Genomic DNA, 15300 nt, shown 5'->3' with positions numbered 1-15300 from the left:
CCGGCAGCACAGCCGGAGGCCCCCGCGCTCATCACCGCGTCGGCGGATCCGCCAGCTCGTCCTCGGGCAGTTCCGCCGGCTCCGCCACCCACGCCGAGTAGACCGGTAGGCCGTGCCACGGGCCGCCCGCACTGTCGGTGGCCACTGCCACCACCGCGTACGGGTGCCCGAACCGCAGCTCCGCGACCCGGGCGATGCTTTCGGGCGGCAGTCCGGTCGCCACCATGAACGCGGTGACCGCAGCGGCCTCGAAGCCGTACCGCCCGTAGCGGGCCACCGCCGACTGGACCGCCTCGTACGGTGGCTCCCCGAGCCCCAGCAGCGCGCCGAGCGCCCGCGCGGCGGGGCCGAAGCCGACCGGTGTCAGGTTGTGCCGGCTCTCCGCCGACCAGCACGGCAGCACCGCGCCGATTCGCTCCTGGCGGCCGAAGGCCCGGACCGTCTCCTCCCGCAGCGTCCACAGCGGCGTGTCGCCCAGCGGCAGGTCGTACAGCGAGCGCTGGCCCGGCGCAATCCCGTCCGGAGCGGTGGCCGCGCCGGCCGCGATCTTCTGCGCGGCGGCGAGCACGTCCGCCGCCGGCACGTCCGGCGCGGCGGCCACCGAGACCACCAGCATGCCGGCCCTCCCGTCGGCGGCGGCCACCGGCCGGGCCGGCGCGGCGTGCACTGCCACGTCACCGGCCCGCGCGGTCGCCGTGATCCAGCACCGGTGGCCGTGCCCCGGGGTACGCAGCACCCGCTTCAGCTGGCCCGCCCACCGGCTGCCCGGCCCGAGTTGGTCGGCCGGCGCCACCTGGAACGGCTCGGCCCAGGACACCTTCGTGGCCAGCGCGCTGGCCAGGATCAGCAGGACGTCCGGCGTGACACCGATCGGGAAGCGGTCGATCAGGCCGTAGGTGTGTTCCCGCGCCCACGCGTCCAGCGTCGCCTGATCGGGCAGCGGACCGGTCTGCGTCCGCTCCGGCAGGGTCGCCCGCCAGCCGGCCAACTCCTCGAAGGGCGTCCGCTCCCACAGGGCGGTGGCCGCGGCGACCAGCGGATGCGGCGCGGCCAGCAGCGCATGGGCCGCCGCGGCGGCGCTGCCCACGTCGGTACCGAGTGCTTCCGCCAAGCTGGTACGGGTGTCGCCGGTGGCGGCGGGGCCGGTGAGCGCGAGCAGCAGCCAGGCGCCGAGCGGGGAGGCGACGTGGTGCGTGTCCCCGGCGATGTGGTGCAGCCGTTCGGCGTACTGGGCGAGAGGTCCGTAAAGAGGGTTCACCGTTCCACTGTGCCGGTTGGCGGTGCACTTCGTCAGGACCACAGCTCGAACGGTTCGTCGATCTCCTCGCCGGCCAGGAACGCCGGCAGCAGTTCCGGCAGCCGCCCCGGGTAGCAGCGCGGCCGGCTGGCCACGATCTCGGTGACCGGCCACCACCGGAAGGCGAAATAGTCCTCCACCTCGTAGGCGAGCCGTTCGGTCCCGTCCACGTCGGGTCCCGGCCCGGCCAGCCGGACCGGCACGACCACCTCGTCCTGCAGGTGGCGTAGGTGGCGGTGGATGAAGCTGGCCCGTCGCCGCCAGGTCGGCGCGCCCACGTCCGCCGGCCCGACCACGATGCCGGTCTCCTCGCGCAGCTCCCGCACCGCCGCCTCGATGTACGTCTCCCCGGGGTCGAGCCCCCCGCCGGGCAGCTCCCACCAGGTGCCGAGTCGGGGGTAATCCGGGTCGCGGGTGTGGAACAGCAGCACCCGCCCGGTGGCGTCGAGTACCACCACCCGGACCGCGCGACGCTCGATCACCGGCAGGTCGTGGGGCAGTTCCGGGGTCATCGTCCCTCCCGACGGGTCAGCGGCGGCCGGTCCACCCTGCGACGATGACGGTCGTGTCGCAACTTTTCGGTGAAGTGGCCGGCGGTTATGACGAGGCCCGCCCAGGCTATGCGCCGGCGCATAGCCGGCGCGATGGCCTGGCACTGGCTGGAGCCGGCCACCCGCAACCGGCGGGGGTACGACGCGCTCATCCCCGGCGGCACCCTGGCCGTCTTCGGGCACCGCTACGCGTACGTGGACCCGGCGCACGCGGCGGCACTGCACGGGGCGTTTGAGTCGGCCGACCCGCAGCAGTACCGCGACCGCCTACCGGCCTGACCCGCCGGGGCGTGCGCCTGGTGGACGGTGACGGTGCCGGTGTGTGCGAGATACGCTGCCGACCGTGCTTGGTCTGTTGAGGAATGCGGCGTCCCGGCTCGGCTGGATCACCGGGGGCGGGACACCGCCCGCCCCTACCGCCGGGCGCATCCCGGCCCAGGTCACCCGGCACCATGAGGTCGCCGAGCTGCAGCAGCGCGAGTTGTCGTACGCCCCGGAGCCCGACGGGCAGGCCGACCCGGGGGAGATCGTCTGGACCTGGGTCCCGTACGAGGACGACCCCAGCCAGGGCAAGGACCGCCCGGTGCTGGTGGTCGGCCGGCAGGGCAGCTCGGTGTTCGGGCTGATGCTGTCGAGCCAGAGCGACCGGGACGGCCAGCGGCACTGGCTCGCCCTCGGCCCGGGGGAGTGGGACCGGGACCACCGCCCGAGCTGGGTACGCCTCGATCGGGTGCTCACCATGCCCGAGGACGGCATCCGGCGGGAGGGAGCGGTGCTGGACCGGCCGCGGTTCGACCGGGTGGGCCAGGCGCTGCGTGCCGGCTACGGCTGGCGCTGAACGAGCGGCCGATGGATGACCGGCTCGCCGCCCGGGTCGCCGAGGAGTTCGGGCTGACCCTGGTCACCGCCGTGCCGGTGGAGTTCGGCGCGGATCCGACCGCCACGCTGTGGCGGGCCACCACCCGCGACGGCCACGAGTACGCGGTCAAGCTTGCGGTGAGTCCACGAGCTGGCGGGGACGCCGGGCCGCGCCGACGCTCTTCGCCTGGTACATCGCCGCGTCGGCCCGGCAGAGCGCGTCGGTCAACTGGGTCGGGCAGTGCACCGGGGCGAGCCCGACGGAGGCGGTGACCTGCACGGTGCGGGCGCCGAGCGGGATCGGCGCGGCGAGCGCCTCGCACAGCCGTCGGGTGGCGTGCTCGATCCACCGCCGGTCGACGGTGGGACTGGCCAGCAGCCCGGCGAATTCGTCACCGCCGAGCCGGGCGACCAGATTGTCCCCGGCGAACGCGGACAGCCGTTGCGCCACGCAGACCAGCACCTGGTCGCCGGCCGCGTGTCCGTAGCGGTCGTTGACCAGCTTGAAGTCGTTCAGGTCGAGCACGATCGCCACCAACGGCTTGCCGGCGGCGTCGGTCAGCAGCGCCGCGGCCAGTCGGTAGAAGGCCCGCCGGTTCGGTAGACCGGTGAGCGGGTCGTGGCTTGCCGCGTGCCGCTCGGCTGCCAGCTCGGCCTGGAGCAGGTCGATCTCCGCCTCGGCCCGGAGGGCTCGGCGGCGCATCTGCCAGGCGGAGACGAGGGCGCCGGCGGCGGAGATTCCGGAGGCGACGGTCATCGGATCCGGCACGCGCACTCCTTCACCCCGCTGTCGGCCTTCGCCCGGCGGCACCTGGACCGACCGGGCCAGACCGTGATTTTCCTGGTCATAACCGGTATCAGGGTGACCCACAGTAAACGGATGGGTACACCTCAATGCGTGTATCATGCTCGCTGTCCATTGCAGATGCAATAGCAGATGCACGTGCATTTTGATCCACAGTCGACACGCCCGTCGCCACCCACCGCTCCTTCCCGCGGGCATCGGCGCCTCTGCACAGAAAGACGCCCCATGCAGCAGCCCCAGAACGGCGTACCCATCAGCGAGTTGCCACCGCTGCGGTGGCAGAAGAGTCGCCGCAGCAACCCGAGCGGCAACTGTGTCGAGTTGGCCGAGTTGCCCGGCGGCACCGGCGTCGCGGTGCGCAACTCCCGGCATCCCGAGGGCCCGGCGCTGATCTACACAGTGGAGGAGATCGCCGCGTTCGTGCTCGGCGCCCGAGACGGCGACTTCGACAACCTCATTGCCGACCTTGCGTCCCATCGACGAAACTGACTCGGCCGTCCGGGGGAGTTCACCTCACTCAGAGTCCATGGCATGCTTACACGTCGGCCGGGCCTGAGGTGTCCGGCCGGGACAGTCGGCAGGCGAAGGACGACAGGTGACGACGGTGTCCGTCGAGCAGGGTCCGACCAGCGGGCCGACAGTGCTGCGCATGCTGCTCGGCGCGCAGTTGCGCCGGCTGCGCGAGGGTGCCGGGGTGAGCCGGGAGAACGCCGGCTGGGAGATCCGTTCCTCCGAGTCGAAGATCAGCCGGATGGAGCTGGGGCGGGTCGGCTTCAAGGAGCGCGACGTCGCCGACCTGCTCACCCTCTACGGCGTCACCGCCACCCAGGAGCGTGGCGCGCTGCTCAAACTGGCCCGCGACGCGAACAGCCCCGGTTGGTGGCACCGTTACGGCGATGTGCTGCCGACCTGGTTCCAGTCCTACCTGGGGCTGGAGGCCGCGGCCGTGCTGATTCGCACGTACGAGGTCCAGTTCGTGCCCGGCCTGCTTCAGACCCCCGAGTACGCCCGGGCGGTGATCATGCTCGGCCATCGGGGCGCCCCGGCCGCCGACCTCGACCGCCGGGTGGGCCTGCGCATGGAGCGCCAGCGGGTGCTGCGCCGCAGCGACCCGCCCCAGCTCTGGGCGGTGCTCGACGAGGCCGTCCTGCGCCGGCCGATCGGCGGCGTCGAGGTGATGCGCGATCAGCTCGACGCGTTGATCGAGGCGACCGCCGCACCGCACATCCGGCTGCAGATCGTCCCCTTCGACGCCGGGGGCCACGCCGCCGCGAGCGGTGCCTTCAGCATCCTGCGCTTCGGTGACGAGGACCTCCCGGACATCGTCTACATCGAACAGTTGACCAGCGCCATCTACCTCGACAAGCGCGACGACCTGGACTATTACGCGCTGGCCATGGCGCGGCTCTGTGTGGAGGCGGCACCCCCGGAGCGGACCCGCGAGCTGCTCACCCGGATCCGCGACGAGCTCACCGCCGGCTGACGGAATTCCCCATTGACCCCCGCCAGTTCGTGCGGGTAGCCTCTGAATCGATCCAGTAACTGAATCGATTCAGAAGGGGGGTCCCGTGAAGCCAACCCTGCAGGACGTCGCGGAGTCGGTGGGCGTGTCCCGGAGCACCGTCTCCAACGCCTACAGCCGACCCGACCAGCTCTCGGCCGCCCTCCGCGCGAAGATCCTCGAGGCGGCCCAGCGGCTCGGCTACCCGGGCCCCAACCCGACCGCCCGCTCGCTGCGCCGCGGCATCGTCGGCGCGGTCGGCGTCCTCTTCACCTCCCAACTGTCGTACGCCTTCACCGACCCGTTCGCGGTGCGCTTTCTCGCCGGGGTCGGCGAGGCGGCCGAGCGGTACGGCACAAACCTCCTGCTGCTGGCGCTGCCCACCGAGCGGGCTCGGGTCCGCGCCGCCATCGAGAACGCGGCGGTCGACGGCTTCTGCGTCTACTGCGCCGGCGACGAGGACTGGGCCCTGACCGCCATCCGTGACCGGGGGCTGCCGTACGTCACCACCGCCCCCCGACCGGACGCCGGCCCGGCCGACCGCTACGTCGGCATCGACGAGCGGGCCGCCGCCCGGTCCGTCGCCGACCACGTCGCCGCGCTCGGTCATCGCCGGGTGGCCCTCCTCGGCGACACCGTGCTGCCCGACGCCCCGTGCGGACCGATGCGCCTGGCCGCTCCGACCGACGCCCCGCACCCGACGACCCGCGGCCGACTCACCGGCTTCGCCGAGGCGTTCGCCGCCGTCGGCGTGGACTGGCCGGCCGTCACCGTGCTCAACGCCACCGGCAACAGCCGGGCCGCCGGCGCAGCCGCCGTCACCGCCGCCCTGGCCGGCGACCGACCGCCCACCGTCGTGCTGGCCTGCTCCGACGTGCTCGCGCTCGGTGTGCTCGACGCGCTCGCCGAGGCCGGCCCACGGCTGGCGCATCCCGTCTCGGTCACCGGCTTCGACGACATCGCCGAGGCTGCCCCCGCCGGCCTCACCACCGTTCGACAACCCGCCGAGGAGAAGGGCCGCCTCGCCGCCGCACTGCTGCTCCAACCGCCGGCCGACCCGGCCGACGGACATGTCCTGCTCCCCACCGACCTCGTCGTCCGAACCTCCACCGGTCCCGCCCCAAGGAGTTGACCATGGAACATTCCACCGGATTCGTCCTCGCCGTCGACGCCGTAACCCGCCACGTCAACTCGGCCCGCCCCGACGCGCCGATCCGCCTCGACCGGCCCGCGCGCCCCCGGCTGGCCCCCACCCGCCTGGCCGCCGCGGGTGCCCTGCGCCGGCTCGCCGACCTCATGGAACCCCGCCCGGCCTCCGCGCCCTCCTGCTGCCCCTGATTCGCCGCCGACGGGTCGTCCGGATGGCCGCCACCGGACGACCCACCCCGGTTCCGCCCCACAATGCGGAACCGGGTACCGGGTTGCTGCGGGGCGTGGGGTGCCAGGCAGACTGGATCACCATGTCGCCGTTCACGCCCGCCCTGCGGCTGCACGATCGGTACGTCCTGCACGAGCGCATCGGGCTCGGCGGGATGTCCGAGGTGTGGCGCGCCGACGACGAGGTGCTGCACCGCCCCGTCGCGGTCAAGGCCCTCGCCACGCAGCTCGCCGCCGACCCGCAACTGCGCGCCACCATCCAACGCGAGGCCCGCGCGGCGGCTCGGCTCACCCACCCGCATGTCACCCAGGTGTACGACTACGCCGAGGCCACCCTGCCCGACGGCTCCCTGGTGCCCTACCTGGTCATGGAACTGGTCGAGGGGCACACCCTCGCCGACCGGCTGGCCGGTGGGCCGCTCGCCTGGCCGGAGGCGATCCGGCTGGCCGGTCAGGTCGCGGCCGCCCTCGCCGCCGCGCACCGGATCGGCGTGGTGCACCGGGACATCAAACCCGGCAACGTGATGCTCACCGAGACCGGCGCGAAGGTGCTCGACTTCGGCATCGCCACCCTCGCCGGGCCCCGGCACCCCCTCGCCGGTCAGACCGGTGAGCTGTTGATGGGCACCCCTGCCTACTTCGCCCCGGAACGGATGAAGCCCGGCCCGCCGAATCCGGCCAGCGACGTGTACGCCCTCGGCGCGCTGCTCTACCGCACCCTCACCGGACGGGCCCCGCTGCCGGTGCAGACCTGGCAGGACGTGCTCGACGTGCAGGCCCGGCAGACGCCCGTGCCGCCGCTGTACGTTCCCGGGCTCCCCGCCGACCTGGCCGAACTCACCCTGGCCTGCCTGTCCGTGGACCCGGACCGGCGGCCCAGCGCCGCCCAACTCGCCGCCCGGTTCGGCGCCGGCCAGCCGGTCGATCCGCCGACCGCGATCCTGCCCACGGTCACCCGACCCGCGCACCCGCCGACGCTCATCGACCGGGCCGCCGCGCCGGTGCGTCCGCCCGTGACCTCGTCCCGCCCGCCCGCCCGGTCGAATCGGCTTCTCGTCGGGCTGGTCGCGGCCGGGGTGGCGCTCCTGCTCGGCCTGGTCGGCACGCAACTGCTCGGCGATCACGTGGATCAGCCGCAGGGCGCCGGCGCGGCCACCACGGCACCCGCCGACGAACCGCCCGCGTCGGATCCATCGGACGCCGCGCCGGAGTCGGCCGCGACCGAGCCGTCCGCCGCGTCGGAGCCGCCGGCCACCACGACCCGGCCGGTGCCGGTCACCGCACGTCAACTCGCCGCCCAGTTCGCCGAACTGCTCGCCCAGGCGCAGACCACCGGCAAGATCGACCGCAAGACCGCCGACAGCCTGCGGAAGAAGGCCGCCGAGCTGGACCGCGGCAAGCCGAAGGATCGGGGCAAGCGCCTCGCCGACCTGCGCCAAAAAATCGACAAGGCCGCTGACGAGGGCAAGCTCGACGCCGGCGCCGCCGCCAACCTGCAGGGGCTGCTCGACGTCTACGAACAACTCCGCGGCGACGGCCCCGACGACGACTGACAGAACCACGTCGGCGGTGCGGACGGATGCCTACGTCAAGCTGGGCACCCGTCCGCCCACTACCGCGGTCGCTCAGACCAGCCCGTGCGCGAGCATCGCCTCCGCCACCCGCCGGAAACCGCTGATGTTCGCGCCGGCCACGTAGTCGCCGGGTAGGCCGTACTCCTCGGCCGTGCCCCAGCAGCGGGCGTGGATGTCGCGCATCATCTCCCGCAGCCGCTGTTCCGACTGGGCGAACGTCCACGAGTCCCGGCTGGCGTTCTGCTGCATCTCCATCCCGCTCACCGCCACCCCGCCGGCGTTCGCCGCCTTGCCCGGAGCGAACTTCACCCCGGCGCCGGCCAGGATGCGGACCGCCTCCGGAGTGGTGGGCATGTTCGCCCCCTCGACCACCGCGACACAGCCGCCGGCCACGAGCGCCGCCGCCTCCGCGCCGCCGATCTCGTTCTGCGTCGCGCAGGGCAGCGCCAGGTCGCAGGGCACCTCCCAGACGCTACGACCGGAGACCGCGACCGCGCGCGGCAGATGCTTGACGTAGTTGTCGAGCCGGACCCGGCGCTCCTCCTTCAGCTCGCGCAGCACCTCCAGCTCGATGCCCTCCTCGTCCAGCACGTAGCCGTCCGAGTCGGAGCAGGCCACCACCGTGCCACCGAGCTGGTGCACCTTCTCGATGGCGTAGATCGCCACGTTGCCCGAGCCGGAGACCACCACCCGCTTGCCCTCCAGGCTGTCCCCGGCCTGCCTCAGCATCTCCTCGGCGAAGAAGACCGCGCCGTACCCGGTGGCCTCGCGGCGCACCTGCGCACCCCCGTACGCCAGGCCCTTGCCGGTCAGCACCCCCGACTCGTACCGGTTGGTGATCCGCTTGTACTGGCCGAACAGGTAGCCGATCTCCCGGGCGCCCACCCCGATGTCGCCGGCCGGCACGTCGGTCTCCGCGCCGATGTGCCGGTACAGCTCGGTCATGAAGCTCTGGCAGAAGCGCATCACCTCCCGATCCGAGTGCCCCTTCGGGTCGAAGTCCGACCCGCCCTTGCCGCCGCCGATCGGCAGGCCGGTCAGCGCGTTCTTGAAGATCTGCTCGAAGCCGAGAAACTTCACGATGCCCAGGTACACGGACGGGTGAAAACGCAGTCCGCCCTTGAACGGGCCCAGGGCGCTGTTGAACTCCACCCGGAAACCACGGTTCACCCGGACCCGGCCGCGGTCGTCCTCCCACGGCACCCGGAAGATGAGCTGCCGCTCCGGCTCGCAGATCCGTTCGATGATCTGGGCGTGCGCGTACTCGGGGTGGTGGGCCAGGGCCGGGCCGATGCTCTCCAGCACCTCCCGTACCGCCTGGTGGAACTCCGGTTCGCCCGGATTGCGCCTGACTACGTCTGCGAACACACTTTCGACCGTCTCCGGCATCGCCGACACGTCCCTTCCGGTTACCGGGCATGTGCCCGGTTCTCTCACCGCATCGGTCCGCGCTGACCGTCACCGGATACCATAATCACGCCCATCGGGTTGACTTGTGCGGGTGGACGAGTTGATCTGAGACACAGTCCGAACCGTCGGTGGAGCTGCGCGGCCAAGGTGCCCGCTCGCCTGACCGTTGAGGGCGCCAACGCGTAGAGTCGGGCGGTGGACCGTACCGAGTCGCTGCCGGCGCAGACCGTTCCACCCGGTGCGGCGCCCACCGACCCGGGCAGTGTGCTGCTGCCCGGCCACGACGTGCCGCTCGGCCGCTACACCACTGTGCGGCGGCTGCTGCCGCAGCGGCAACGACGGATGGTCGGGGCGTGGTGCTTCGTCGACCACTTCGGACCGGACGACGTGACCGAGCGGCCCGGCATGGAGGTGCCGCCGCACCCACACACCGGGCTGCAGACCGTCACCTGGCTGCTCGACGGCGAAATCGTGCACCGAGACAGCCTGGGCAACGTGCAACCCATCTGCCCGGGGCAGCTCAACGTGATGACCTCCGGTCACGGCATCGCCCACTCGGAACGATCCCCGGCGGCGCGTCCGCCGGTGATGCACGGCGTCCAACTCTGGGTGGCGCTGCCGGACCCGGCTCGCGCCGGCGCGGCCGATTTCGCCCACCACGCCGAGCTTCCCGCCTGGCGCGACGGCGACCTGGACGTGATCCTGCTGGTCGGCGAGCTGGGCGGCGAGCGTTCCCCGGCGGTCGTGCACACGCCGCTGGTGGGAGCGCAGCTCGAAACGCGGGGGTCGGCACCGGTCACCCTGCCACTGCGCCGCGACTTCGAGTACGGGCTGCTGGCGATGTCGGGTTCCGCCGAGGTGGACGGCGTGCCGTTCGACCCGGGCGCGTTGCTCTACCTCGGGGCCGGTCGGAGCACCCTGACCCTGCGCGCCGCCCCGGGCTCTCGGCTGATGCTGCTCGGCGGGACACCGTTCGAGGAACCCCTGGTCATGTGGTGGAACTTCGTCGGGCGCTCGCACGAGGAGGTCGCCGCAGCCCGGGAAGACTGGATGGCGGGCCGCCGCTTCGGCACGGTCGCCGACGACCCGGCACAGCCGCTGCCCGCACCGGTGCTGCCCACCGTCCGGCTGAAGGCCCGGAATCGGCACGGCGGTGTGCTCGGCTGAATGCCCGGCCCCGGTCCGGGTAGACGCCGACATGCCGACCAGTGTGATTTCCAGCGTGGAGGACAAGAAGCGGCTGGTCCGCCGGCTCGCCGGGGACAACCGCGGGTTCGCTGAACGGTACGGATTTCAGGTCGTCAACAATCCGTCCCACCTGTTCCAGGTGCTCTACCTGTCCGTTCTGCTCGCGCGCCGGGGCGACTTTCGCAAGGCGGTCGACAGCGCGCTGGCGTTGCGGGACAACGGGTGGGACAGCGCCGCGCGAATGGCCCGGTCGCTGCAGGCCGACCGGGTACGCGTACTGCGCGGGGCCGGCCTACGGGGCGATGTGGACGCGCTCGCGGACACCCTCGGCGACCTCGCCCGGATCGTGGTTGACCGCTACCGTGGCGACCTGCGCCGGCTGCGGACGGCCGCGCAGCAGGATCCGGCACGCGAGCGACGACTCCTCGCCGATCTGCCCGGAGTGGACGATCAGGTGATCGACCTGTTCCTCCGCGAGGCGCAGGCGGTGTGGCGCGAGGTGGCGCCGGTCGCCGATCGGCGAGCGCTCGCGGCGGCCCGCCGCCTCGGGCTCGGACGGACCGCCGACGAACTCGCGGGGCTCGCCGGAAGCGGCGAGTCGGAGCGGCTGGCCTGGCTGGTGGGGGCACTGGCCCGGGTGGACCTGGAGAAGCGCTACGCGGAATTGACCGGCTGATTGCGACGTGCGACCGGCCACACTTTCCCGAATATCACCCGTTCGGTCGATCCCATCTCGTATGATGATCGTGGCAGCGAGATGCTCGCCTGGTTCGGGCGAGCACAATTACCGCCTGCCGGTCGCGACCCGATTCGGGCGCGGACCGGCGGGGGCAGATGCTGCGTGGCGCCCCAGGTCACGGTTCGTGACCCGGGGCGCTCGCCTGCCCACCGCCCTCGCGCTCCGGTGAGGTCAGATGCCGCGCAGGTGCTGCGACACCCGGGTGTGTCCTTCCCGGGCCTGCGCCGCGCGCTGGGAGCGGCCCACCTCCGGCGCGGCGTCGATGCCGGCCGAGCGGGCCACCTGGGCGCCGTTGGCGTAGTCCACCGGCGGCAGCGCACGCAACGCCTGCAACACGTCGGGCGGCGCGCCCTCCCGCTCCGCCTCGCGGATGACGTCGTCCTTGCCGGCCGGGTAGTCCAGCGCTGACAGGTACTCAAGGACGTCCGTGTAACTCGCCATGGGTCGGGCTCCTCGCGCCTGTTGGTTGCGGTTACGACCGGCGGCGATTACCCCGCCAGCGGCTGGTCACGCACCGTCAGGAGGGAATTCCGCCGGCCGTTTCCGTTCCGCCTCTGTGGGTAGGCGGCAGGCGCGAGGCAGCCACCGACGCCGCCGCGTGCGCGAAGGGGGTACACCCGATGAAGTACGACATCTTCGTCGACAAGGTCGCACAGCGGGCCGGGACAGCCCCGGAACGGGCGGTCGAGCTGACCCGGGCCGCGTTGGAGACCCTGGCGGAGCGGCTGACCGGGGGCGAGGTGCTGGACCTGGCCGCGCAGTTGCCGAAGCCGCTGCAACGAATGCTGAAGCCGCATCCCACCACCGAGGCGGCAGACCGGTTCGGGGCGGCCGAGTTCATCGCCCGTGTGGGACGACGGGCCGGCATCGACGGCAACGCCGCCCGGAACGCGGTGCGGGCGGTCTTCACCACCCTGCGCGAGGCCGTCACCGGCGGCGAGTTCGAGGACGTGGTCGTCCAGATGCCGCGCGACTACCGGGACATGGTGGAGCCGGCCCTGGCCCCCGGCGCGACACGCCGCTGACCGGCCGCGACGGTCGGTCCGCGCCCGATCAGACGACCGCCCCGGCGGCGCGCAACTCGGCGATCCGTTCGGCGTCGTAGCCGACCTCCGCGAGCAGTTCGTTGGTGTGCTCGCCGGGCTGCGGCGGCGGTCGGCGTACAGAGGTGGGCGTGCCGGAGAAGCGTGGCGCGGGGGCCGGCTGGGCGACCCCGTCGTGGTCGACGAAGACACCCCGGGCAGCCAGGTGCGGGTGCTCGGGCGCCTCCGCCCAGTCCAGCACGGGCGTGACGCAGGCGTCGGTGTCGGCGAGCAGCTCCGTCCACTCGTCCCGGGATCGGCTGCGGAACAACCGCGCCCACGCCGCGCGCAGCGCCGGCCAGTTCGCCGGGTCGTTCCGGTCCGGGGCCTCGTCGCCGTCGAGCGGGAAGCCGGTGAGCCGCACCAGTTCGGCGTAGAACCGGGGCTCCAGCGCGCCCACCGCCAGGTAGCGGCCGTCGGCGCACTCGTACGTGTCGTAGAAGGGCGCCCCACCGTCGAGCAGGTTCAACCCGCGCGCGTCCTGCCACATGCCGGCCTGGCGCAGCGCGTGGATCTGGGTGGACAGCACCGAGACACCGTCCACGATGGCCGCGTCAACGATCTGGCCGGGTGCGCCGGCGCGGACCGCGTACAGGGCGGCGACGACGCCGAGGGCCAGCATCATGCCGCCGCCGCCGAAGTCGCCGAGCAGGTTCATCGGCGGCACCGGTCGCTCACCGGCCCGGCCGATGCCGTGCAGCGCGCCGGTCAACGCCAGGTAGTCGATGTCGTGGCCGGCGGTGCGGGCGAGCGGACCGTCCTGGCCCCAGCCGGTCATCCGCCCGTACACCAGGTTGGGGTTGACGGCGAGGCAGTCCTCGGGGCCGAGGCCGAGCCGCTCGGTGACCCCGGGCCGGAAACCCTCGACCAGCGCGTCCGCGCCGGCGACCAGTGCCAGCACCGCCTCGCGTCCCCCGGATGACCGGAGGTCGACGGCGATCGAGCGACGGTTGCGGGTCAACAGGTCCCCGGGTAGGTCGCCGAACCCGCCACGGGCGGTGCGGTCGACGCGGACCACGTCCGCGCCCAGGTCGGCCAGCATCATCGCGGCGAACGGACCGGGTCCGATGCCGGCCAGCTCGATAACCCGTACGCCGGTGAGTGGCCCCTGGTTGCCCATCGCGCCAGTGTAAGGAAGATGCCGGAAGGGGAGGGACGTCCCGTCGGCGGGTGGTACGACAGACGGGTGGGAATCGTGTCGCCGGGTTTCCAGGGCCGGCCCCGCTCGGCCGAGCCGGCCCTTCCGCCGGGGCAGTACCTCGTCGAGGACTGGCCGGTGCTCTCCGCCGGCCCGACGCCGAAGGTGCCGCTGGACACCTGGGAGTTCGTTCTCACCACCGAGACCGGCGCCGAGTACCGCTGGTCCTGGGACGAGTTGATGGGCCTGCCGCAGGAGACGCCGACCGTCGACATCCACTGCGTGACCCGTTGGTCCAAGCTCGGCACATCCTGGCAGGGCGTGTCGCTGGACACCCTGCTCGACGGCGTCGACACCACCGCCCGCTACGCGCTGGCCCACTCGTACGGCGGCTACACCACAAACCTGCCCCTGAGCGACCTACGCGGCGGACGGGCCTGGGTGGCGCACACGTACGACGGCGGCCCGCTTCCCGCCGAGCACGGCGGCCCGGCCCGGTTGCTCGTCCCGCATCTCTACTTCTGGAAGTCGGCGAAGTGGGTGCGCGGCGTCCGGCTCCTCGTCGACGACCAGCCCGGCTTCTGGGAGACCGCCGGCTACCACGACTACGGCGACCCGTGGCGCGAGCAGCGCTACCAGGGCGACTGAGGTGTCCGCGTCCACCACCGGCGGCCGGGTCGCCACGCCGCTGACCTGGCGGGTGGCCCGTCTCGCCGAACGCCGGATCGAGACACCGACCGCGCAGACGCTGGTGCTGGACGTGCCCGGCTGGCCGGGGCACCTGCCCGGGCAGCACGTCGACGTTCGGCTCACCGCCGCCGACGGCTACCAGGCGGCCCGGTCGTACTCCCTCGCGGCACCCGCTGAGGACGACCGGATCGCGCTGACCGTGCAGCGGGTGCCCGACGGGGAGGTGTCGCCGTACCTGACCGAGGTGTACGCGCGGGGCGACCCGGTGGAGGTACGCGGGCCGGTCGGCGGCTGGTTCGTCTGGCGTACCGACGAGACCACGCCGGTGTTGCTGGTGGCCGGCGGCTCCGGCGTGGTGCCGCTGATGGCGATGGTTCGCGCCCGCCGCGCCGCCGGCAGCCGGGCGCCGTTCCGCCTGATCTATTCGGTACGCGGCCCCGCCGACGTCTTCTACGCCGACGAGCTGCGCCGCCGCGCCCGCGACGACCCGGGCCTCGACGTGGCCTACCTCTACACCCGTCAGGCGCCCGAGGGCTGGCCCGGCGAACCGCACCGGATCGGCCCGGCCGACGTGACCGCCCACGGCTGGCCGCCCGACCAGGAGCCGCTCTGCTACGTCTGCGGGCCCACCGGCTTCGTGGAGACCGTGGCGGACCTGCTGGTGGGGCTGGGCCACCCGACCGGGCGGGTGAAGACCGAACGTTTCGGCCCCACCGGCTGAGCACCGAGGAGTACGCATGACCGAGATGCCCTATCTGGACGGCAACATGCTCGACGGGCCGCTGCGGGAACTCTTCGCGGTCGACCTCAGCGCCGCCACCGGGCGGTGTGCGTCCTGCCGCGCGGCCGGCCCGATGGCCGGGTTGCACGTCTATTCCCACGCCCCCGGTTTGGTCGCCCGCTGCCCGGCCTGCGGCGGGGTGATGCTGCGGCTGGTCCGCGCGCCCGACCGCGCCTGGCTGGACCTGCGCGGGGCCACCTACCTGCAGATTCCGATGCCGTTCGACCAGCCTCACCCCACCCCGCTGTAACGCCGCACCCGCCCAAGCCACCCCGTCCCGGATGCCCGCCGTGATCAAGGAGTTTGCGT

General features: G+C 72.9%; 19 protein-coding genes. 13 read left to right on the top strand and 6 right to left on the bottom strand.

What is annotated here, in order from left to right:
• Positions 1 to 31 precede the first annotated feature (31 nt).
• Entirely contained in the window at positions 32 to 1258 is a 1227-nt protein-coding gene (locus ABZ671_RS23395; protein WP_357861743.1) for a hypothetical protein, read from the bottom strand.
• A gap of 32 nt (positions 1259 to 1290) precedes the next feature.
• Entirely contained in the window at positions 1291 to 1809 is a 519-nt protein-coding gene (locus ABZ671_RS23390; protein WP_357861741.1) for an NUDIX domain-containing protein, read from the bottom strand.
• Positions 1810 to 1917: 108 nt separating this feature from the next.
• Here ABZ671_RS23390 and ABZ671_RS23385 point away from each other — a divergent pair, with 108 nt between their 5' ends.
• Positions 1918 to 2127, top strand: coding sequence for a hypothetical protein (locus tag ABZ671_RS23385; RefSeq protein ID WP_357861739.1), 210 nt, complete (start codon positions 1918 to 1920; stop codon positions 2125 to 2127).
• A 64-nt stretch (positions 2128 to 2191) separates the two neighbouring features.
• The gene (locus tag ABZ671_RS23380) at positions 2192 to 2686 is read left to right on the top strand and encodes a type II toxin-antitoxin system PemK/MazF family toxin (RefSeq protein WP_357861737.1); all 495 of its coding nucleotides are present in this window, start codon (positions 2192 to 2194) and stop codon (positions 2684 to 2686) included.
• 147 nt (positions 2687 to 2833) lie between these two features.
• On the opposite strand, the gene ABZ671_RS23375 is transcribed toward ABZ671_RS23380, so the two are convergent.
• Positions 2834 to 3475 carry a GGDEF domain-containing protein gene (locus ABZ671_RS23375; protein WP_357861735.1) on the bottom strand — a complete coding sequence of 214 codons (642 nt, stop codon included), beginning with the start codon at positions 3473 to 3475 and terminating at the stop codon, positions 2834 to 2836.
• Between the two features lie 261 nt (positions 3476 to 3736).
• Between ABZ671_RS23375 and ABZ671_RS23370 the strand changes: the two genes are divergently transcribed.
• The 5 genes from ABZ671_RS23370 to ABZ671_RS23350 all read left to right on the top strand — a co-directional run bounded on the left by ABZ671_RS23370 (position 3737) and on the right by ABZ671_RS23350 (position 7942).
• Positions 3737 to 4000: a DUF397 domain-containing protein gene (locus ABZ671_RS23370; RefSeq protein ID WP_357861733.1), complete on the top strand. Its 264-nt coding sequence runs from the start codon at positions 3737 to 3739 to the stop codon at positions 3998 to 4000.
• A gap of 160 nt (positions 4001 to 4160) precedes the next feature.
• The gene (locus tag ABZ671_RS23365; protein WP_357861766.1) at positions 4161 to 4994 is read left to right on the top strand and encodes a helix-turn-helix transcriptional regulator; all 834 of its coding nucleotides are present in this window, start codon (positions 4161 to 4163) and stop codon (positions 4992 to 4994) included.
• An 85-nt stretch (positions 4995 to 5079) separates the two neighbouring features.
• Positions 5080 to 6144, top strand: coding sequence for a LacI family DNA-binding transcriptional regulator (locus ABZ671_RS23360; protein WP_357861731.1), 1065 nt, complete (start codon positions 5080 to 5082; stop codon positions 6142 to 6144).
• 2 nt (positions 6145 to 6146) lie between these two features.
• Complete coding sequence (locus ABZ671_RS23355; protein WP_357861729.1) at positions 6147 to 6350, top strand: hypothetical protein; 204 nt, start codon at positions 6147 to 6149, stop codon at positions 6348 to 6350.
• Between the two features lie 122 nt (positions 6351 to 6472).
• Positions 6473 to 7942 (top strand): protein kinase, encoded by a 1470-nt coding sequence (locus ABZ671_RS23350; RefSeq protein ID WP_357861727.1) that lies wholly within the window; start codon positions 6473 to 6475, stop codon positions 7940 to 7942.
• Positions 7943 to 8014: 72 nt separating this feature from the next.
• On the opposite strand, the gene gdhA is transcribed toward ABZ671_RS23350, so the two are convergent.
• Positions 8015 to 9352 carry an NADP-specific glutamate dehydrogenase gene (gene gdhA / locus ABZ671_RS23345; protein ID WP_357861725.1) on the bottom strand — a complete coding sequence of 446 codons (1338 nt, stop codon included), beginning with the start codon at positions 9350 to 9352 and terminating at the stop codon, positions 8015 to 8017.
• A 216-nt stretch (positions 9353 to 9568) separates the two neighbouring features.
• Between gdhA and ABZ671_RS23340 the strand changes: the two genes are divergently transcribed.
• Together ABZ671_RS23340 and ABZ671_RS23335 are read left to right on the top strand one after the other, a co-directional pair.
• Positions 9569 to 10540, top strand: a complete 972-nt coding sequence (locus ABZ671_RS23340) for a pirin family protein (protein ID WP_357861723.1) — start codon at positions 9569 to 9571, stop codon at positions 10538 to 10540.
• Positions 10541 to 10571: 31 nt separating this feature from the next.
• Positions 10572 to 11237, top strand: a complete 666-nt coding sequence (locus ABZ671_RS23335; protein ID WP_357861721.1) for a hypothetical protein — start codon at positions 10572 to 10574, stop codon at positions 11235 to 11237.
• A gap of 234 nt (positions 11238 to 11471) precedes the next feature.
• Here the strand turns inward: ABZ671_RS23335 and ABZ671_RS23330 are convergent, their stop codons facing one another.
• On the bottom strand, positions 11472 to 11741 hold the full coding sequence (locus tag ABZ671_RS23330; protein WP_357861719.1) for a DUF2795 domain-containing protein: 270 nt from the start codon (positions 11739 to 11741) through the stop codon (positions 11472 to 11474).
• A gap of 179 nt (positions 11742 to 11920) precedes the next feature.
• Here ABZ671_RS23330 and ABZ671_RS23325 point away from each other — a divergent pair, with 179 nt between their 5' ends.
• On the top strand, positions 11921 to 12325 hold the full coding sequence (locus ABZ671_RS23325; RefSeq protein ID WP_357861717.1) for a DUF2267 domain-containing protein: 405 nt from the start codon (positions 11921 to 11923) through the stop codon (positions 12323 to 12325).
• A 28-nt stretch (positions 12326 to 12353) separates the two neighbouring features.
• On the opposite strand, the gene ABZ671_RS23320 is transcribed toward ABZ671_RS23325, so the two are convergent.
• Positions 12354 to 13502 carry a CaiB/BaiF CoA-transferase family protein gene (locus ABZ671_RS23320; RefSeq protein WP_357861715.1) on the bottom strand — a complete coding sequence of 383 codons (1149 nt, stop codon included), beginning with the start codon at positions 13500 to 13502 and terminating at the stop codon, positions 12354 to 12356.
• A 75-nt stretch (positions 13503 to 13577) separates the two neighbouring features.
• Here ABZ671_RS23320 and ABZ671_RS23315 point away from each other — a divergent pair, with 75 nt between their 5' ends.
• The 3 genes from ABZ671_RS23315 to ABZ671_RS23305 are packed head-to-tail and all read left to right on the top strand — an operon-like array spanning position 13578 to position 15241.
• Positions 13578 to 14168: a sulfite oxidase-like oxidoreductase gene (locus ABZ671_RS23315; RefSeq protein WP_357861764.1), complete on the top strand. Its 591-nt coding sequence runs from the start codon at positions 13578 to 13580 to the stop codon at positions 14166 to 14168.
• Between the two features lies 1 nt (position 14169).
• Entirely contained in the window at positions 14170 to 14931 is a 762-nt protein-coding gene (locus ABZ671_RS23310) for a ferredoxin reductase (protein WP_357861712.1), read from the top strand.
• 16 nt (positions 14932 to 14947) lie between these two features.
• On the top strand, positions 14948 to 15241 hold the full coding sequence (locus tag ABZ671_RS23305; RefSeq protein ID WP_357861708.1) for a DUF6510 family protein: 294 nt from the start codon (positions 14948 to 14950) through the stop codon (positions 15239 to 15241).
• Positions 15242 to 15300 lie beyond the last annotated feature (59 nt).

It is taken from the genome of Micromonospora sp. NPDC006766 (assembly GCF_040636055.1).
Taxonomy (GTDB): domain Bacteria; phylum Actinomycetota; class Actinomycetes; order Mycobacteriales; family Micromonosporaceae; genus Micromonospora.
This window is presented reverse-complemented; position numbering and strand designations above follow the sequence as displayed.

Bases quoted from the DNA above. Each gene is read 5' to 3' on its own strand.
- ABZ671_RS23320 (WP_357861715.1), bottom strand. From the start codon at position 13,502: ATGGGCAACCAGGGGCCACTCACCGGCGTACGGGTTATCGAGCTGGCC.
- ABZ671_RS23365 (WP_357861766.1), top strand. From the start codon at position 4,161: ATGCTGCTCGGCGCGCAGTTGCGCCGGCTGCGCGAGGGTGCCGGGGTG.
- ABZ671_RS23330 (WP_357861719.1), bottom strand. From the start codon at position 11,741: ATGGCGAGTTACACGGACGTCCTTGAGTACCTGTCAGCGCTGGACTAC.
- ABZ671_RS23390 (WP_357861741.1), bottom strand. From the start codon at position 1,809: ATGACCCCGGAACTGCCCCACGACCTGCCGGTGATCGAGCGTCGCGCG.
- ABZ671_RS23325 (WP_357861717.1), top strand. From the start codon at position 11,921: ATGAAGTACGACATCTTCGTCGACAAGGTCGCACAGCGGGCCGGGACA.
- ABZ671_RS23370 (WP_357861733.1), top strand. From the start codon at position 3,737: ATGCAGCAGCCCCAGAACGGCGTACCCATCAGCGAGTTGCCACCGCTG.
- ABZ671_RS23305 (WP_357861708.1), top strand. From the start codon at position 14,948: ATGACCGAGATGCCCTATCTGGACGGCAACATGCTCGACGGGCCGCTG.
- ABZ671_RS23335 (WP_357861721.1), top strand. From the start codon at position 10,572: ATGCCGACCAGTGTGATTTCCAGCGTGGAGGACAAGAAGCGGCTGGTC.
- ABZ671_RS23355 (WP_357861729.1), top strand. From the start codon at position 6,147: ATGGAACATTCCACCGGATTCGTCCTCGCCGTCGACGCCGTAACCCGC.
- ABZ671_RS23350 (WP_357861727.1), top strand. From the start codon at position 6,473: ATGTCGCCGTTCACGCCCGCCCTGCGGCTGCACGATCGGTACGTCCTG.
- ABZ671_RS23385 (WP_357861739.1), top strand. From the start codon at position 1,918: ATGCGCCGGCGCATAGCCGGCGCGATGGCCTGGCACTGGCTGGAGCCG.
- gdhA (WP_357861725.1), bottom strand. From the start codon at position 9,352: ATGCCGGAGACGGTCGAAAGTGTGTTCGCAGACGTAGTCAGGCGCAAT.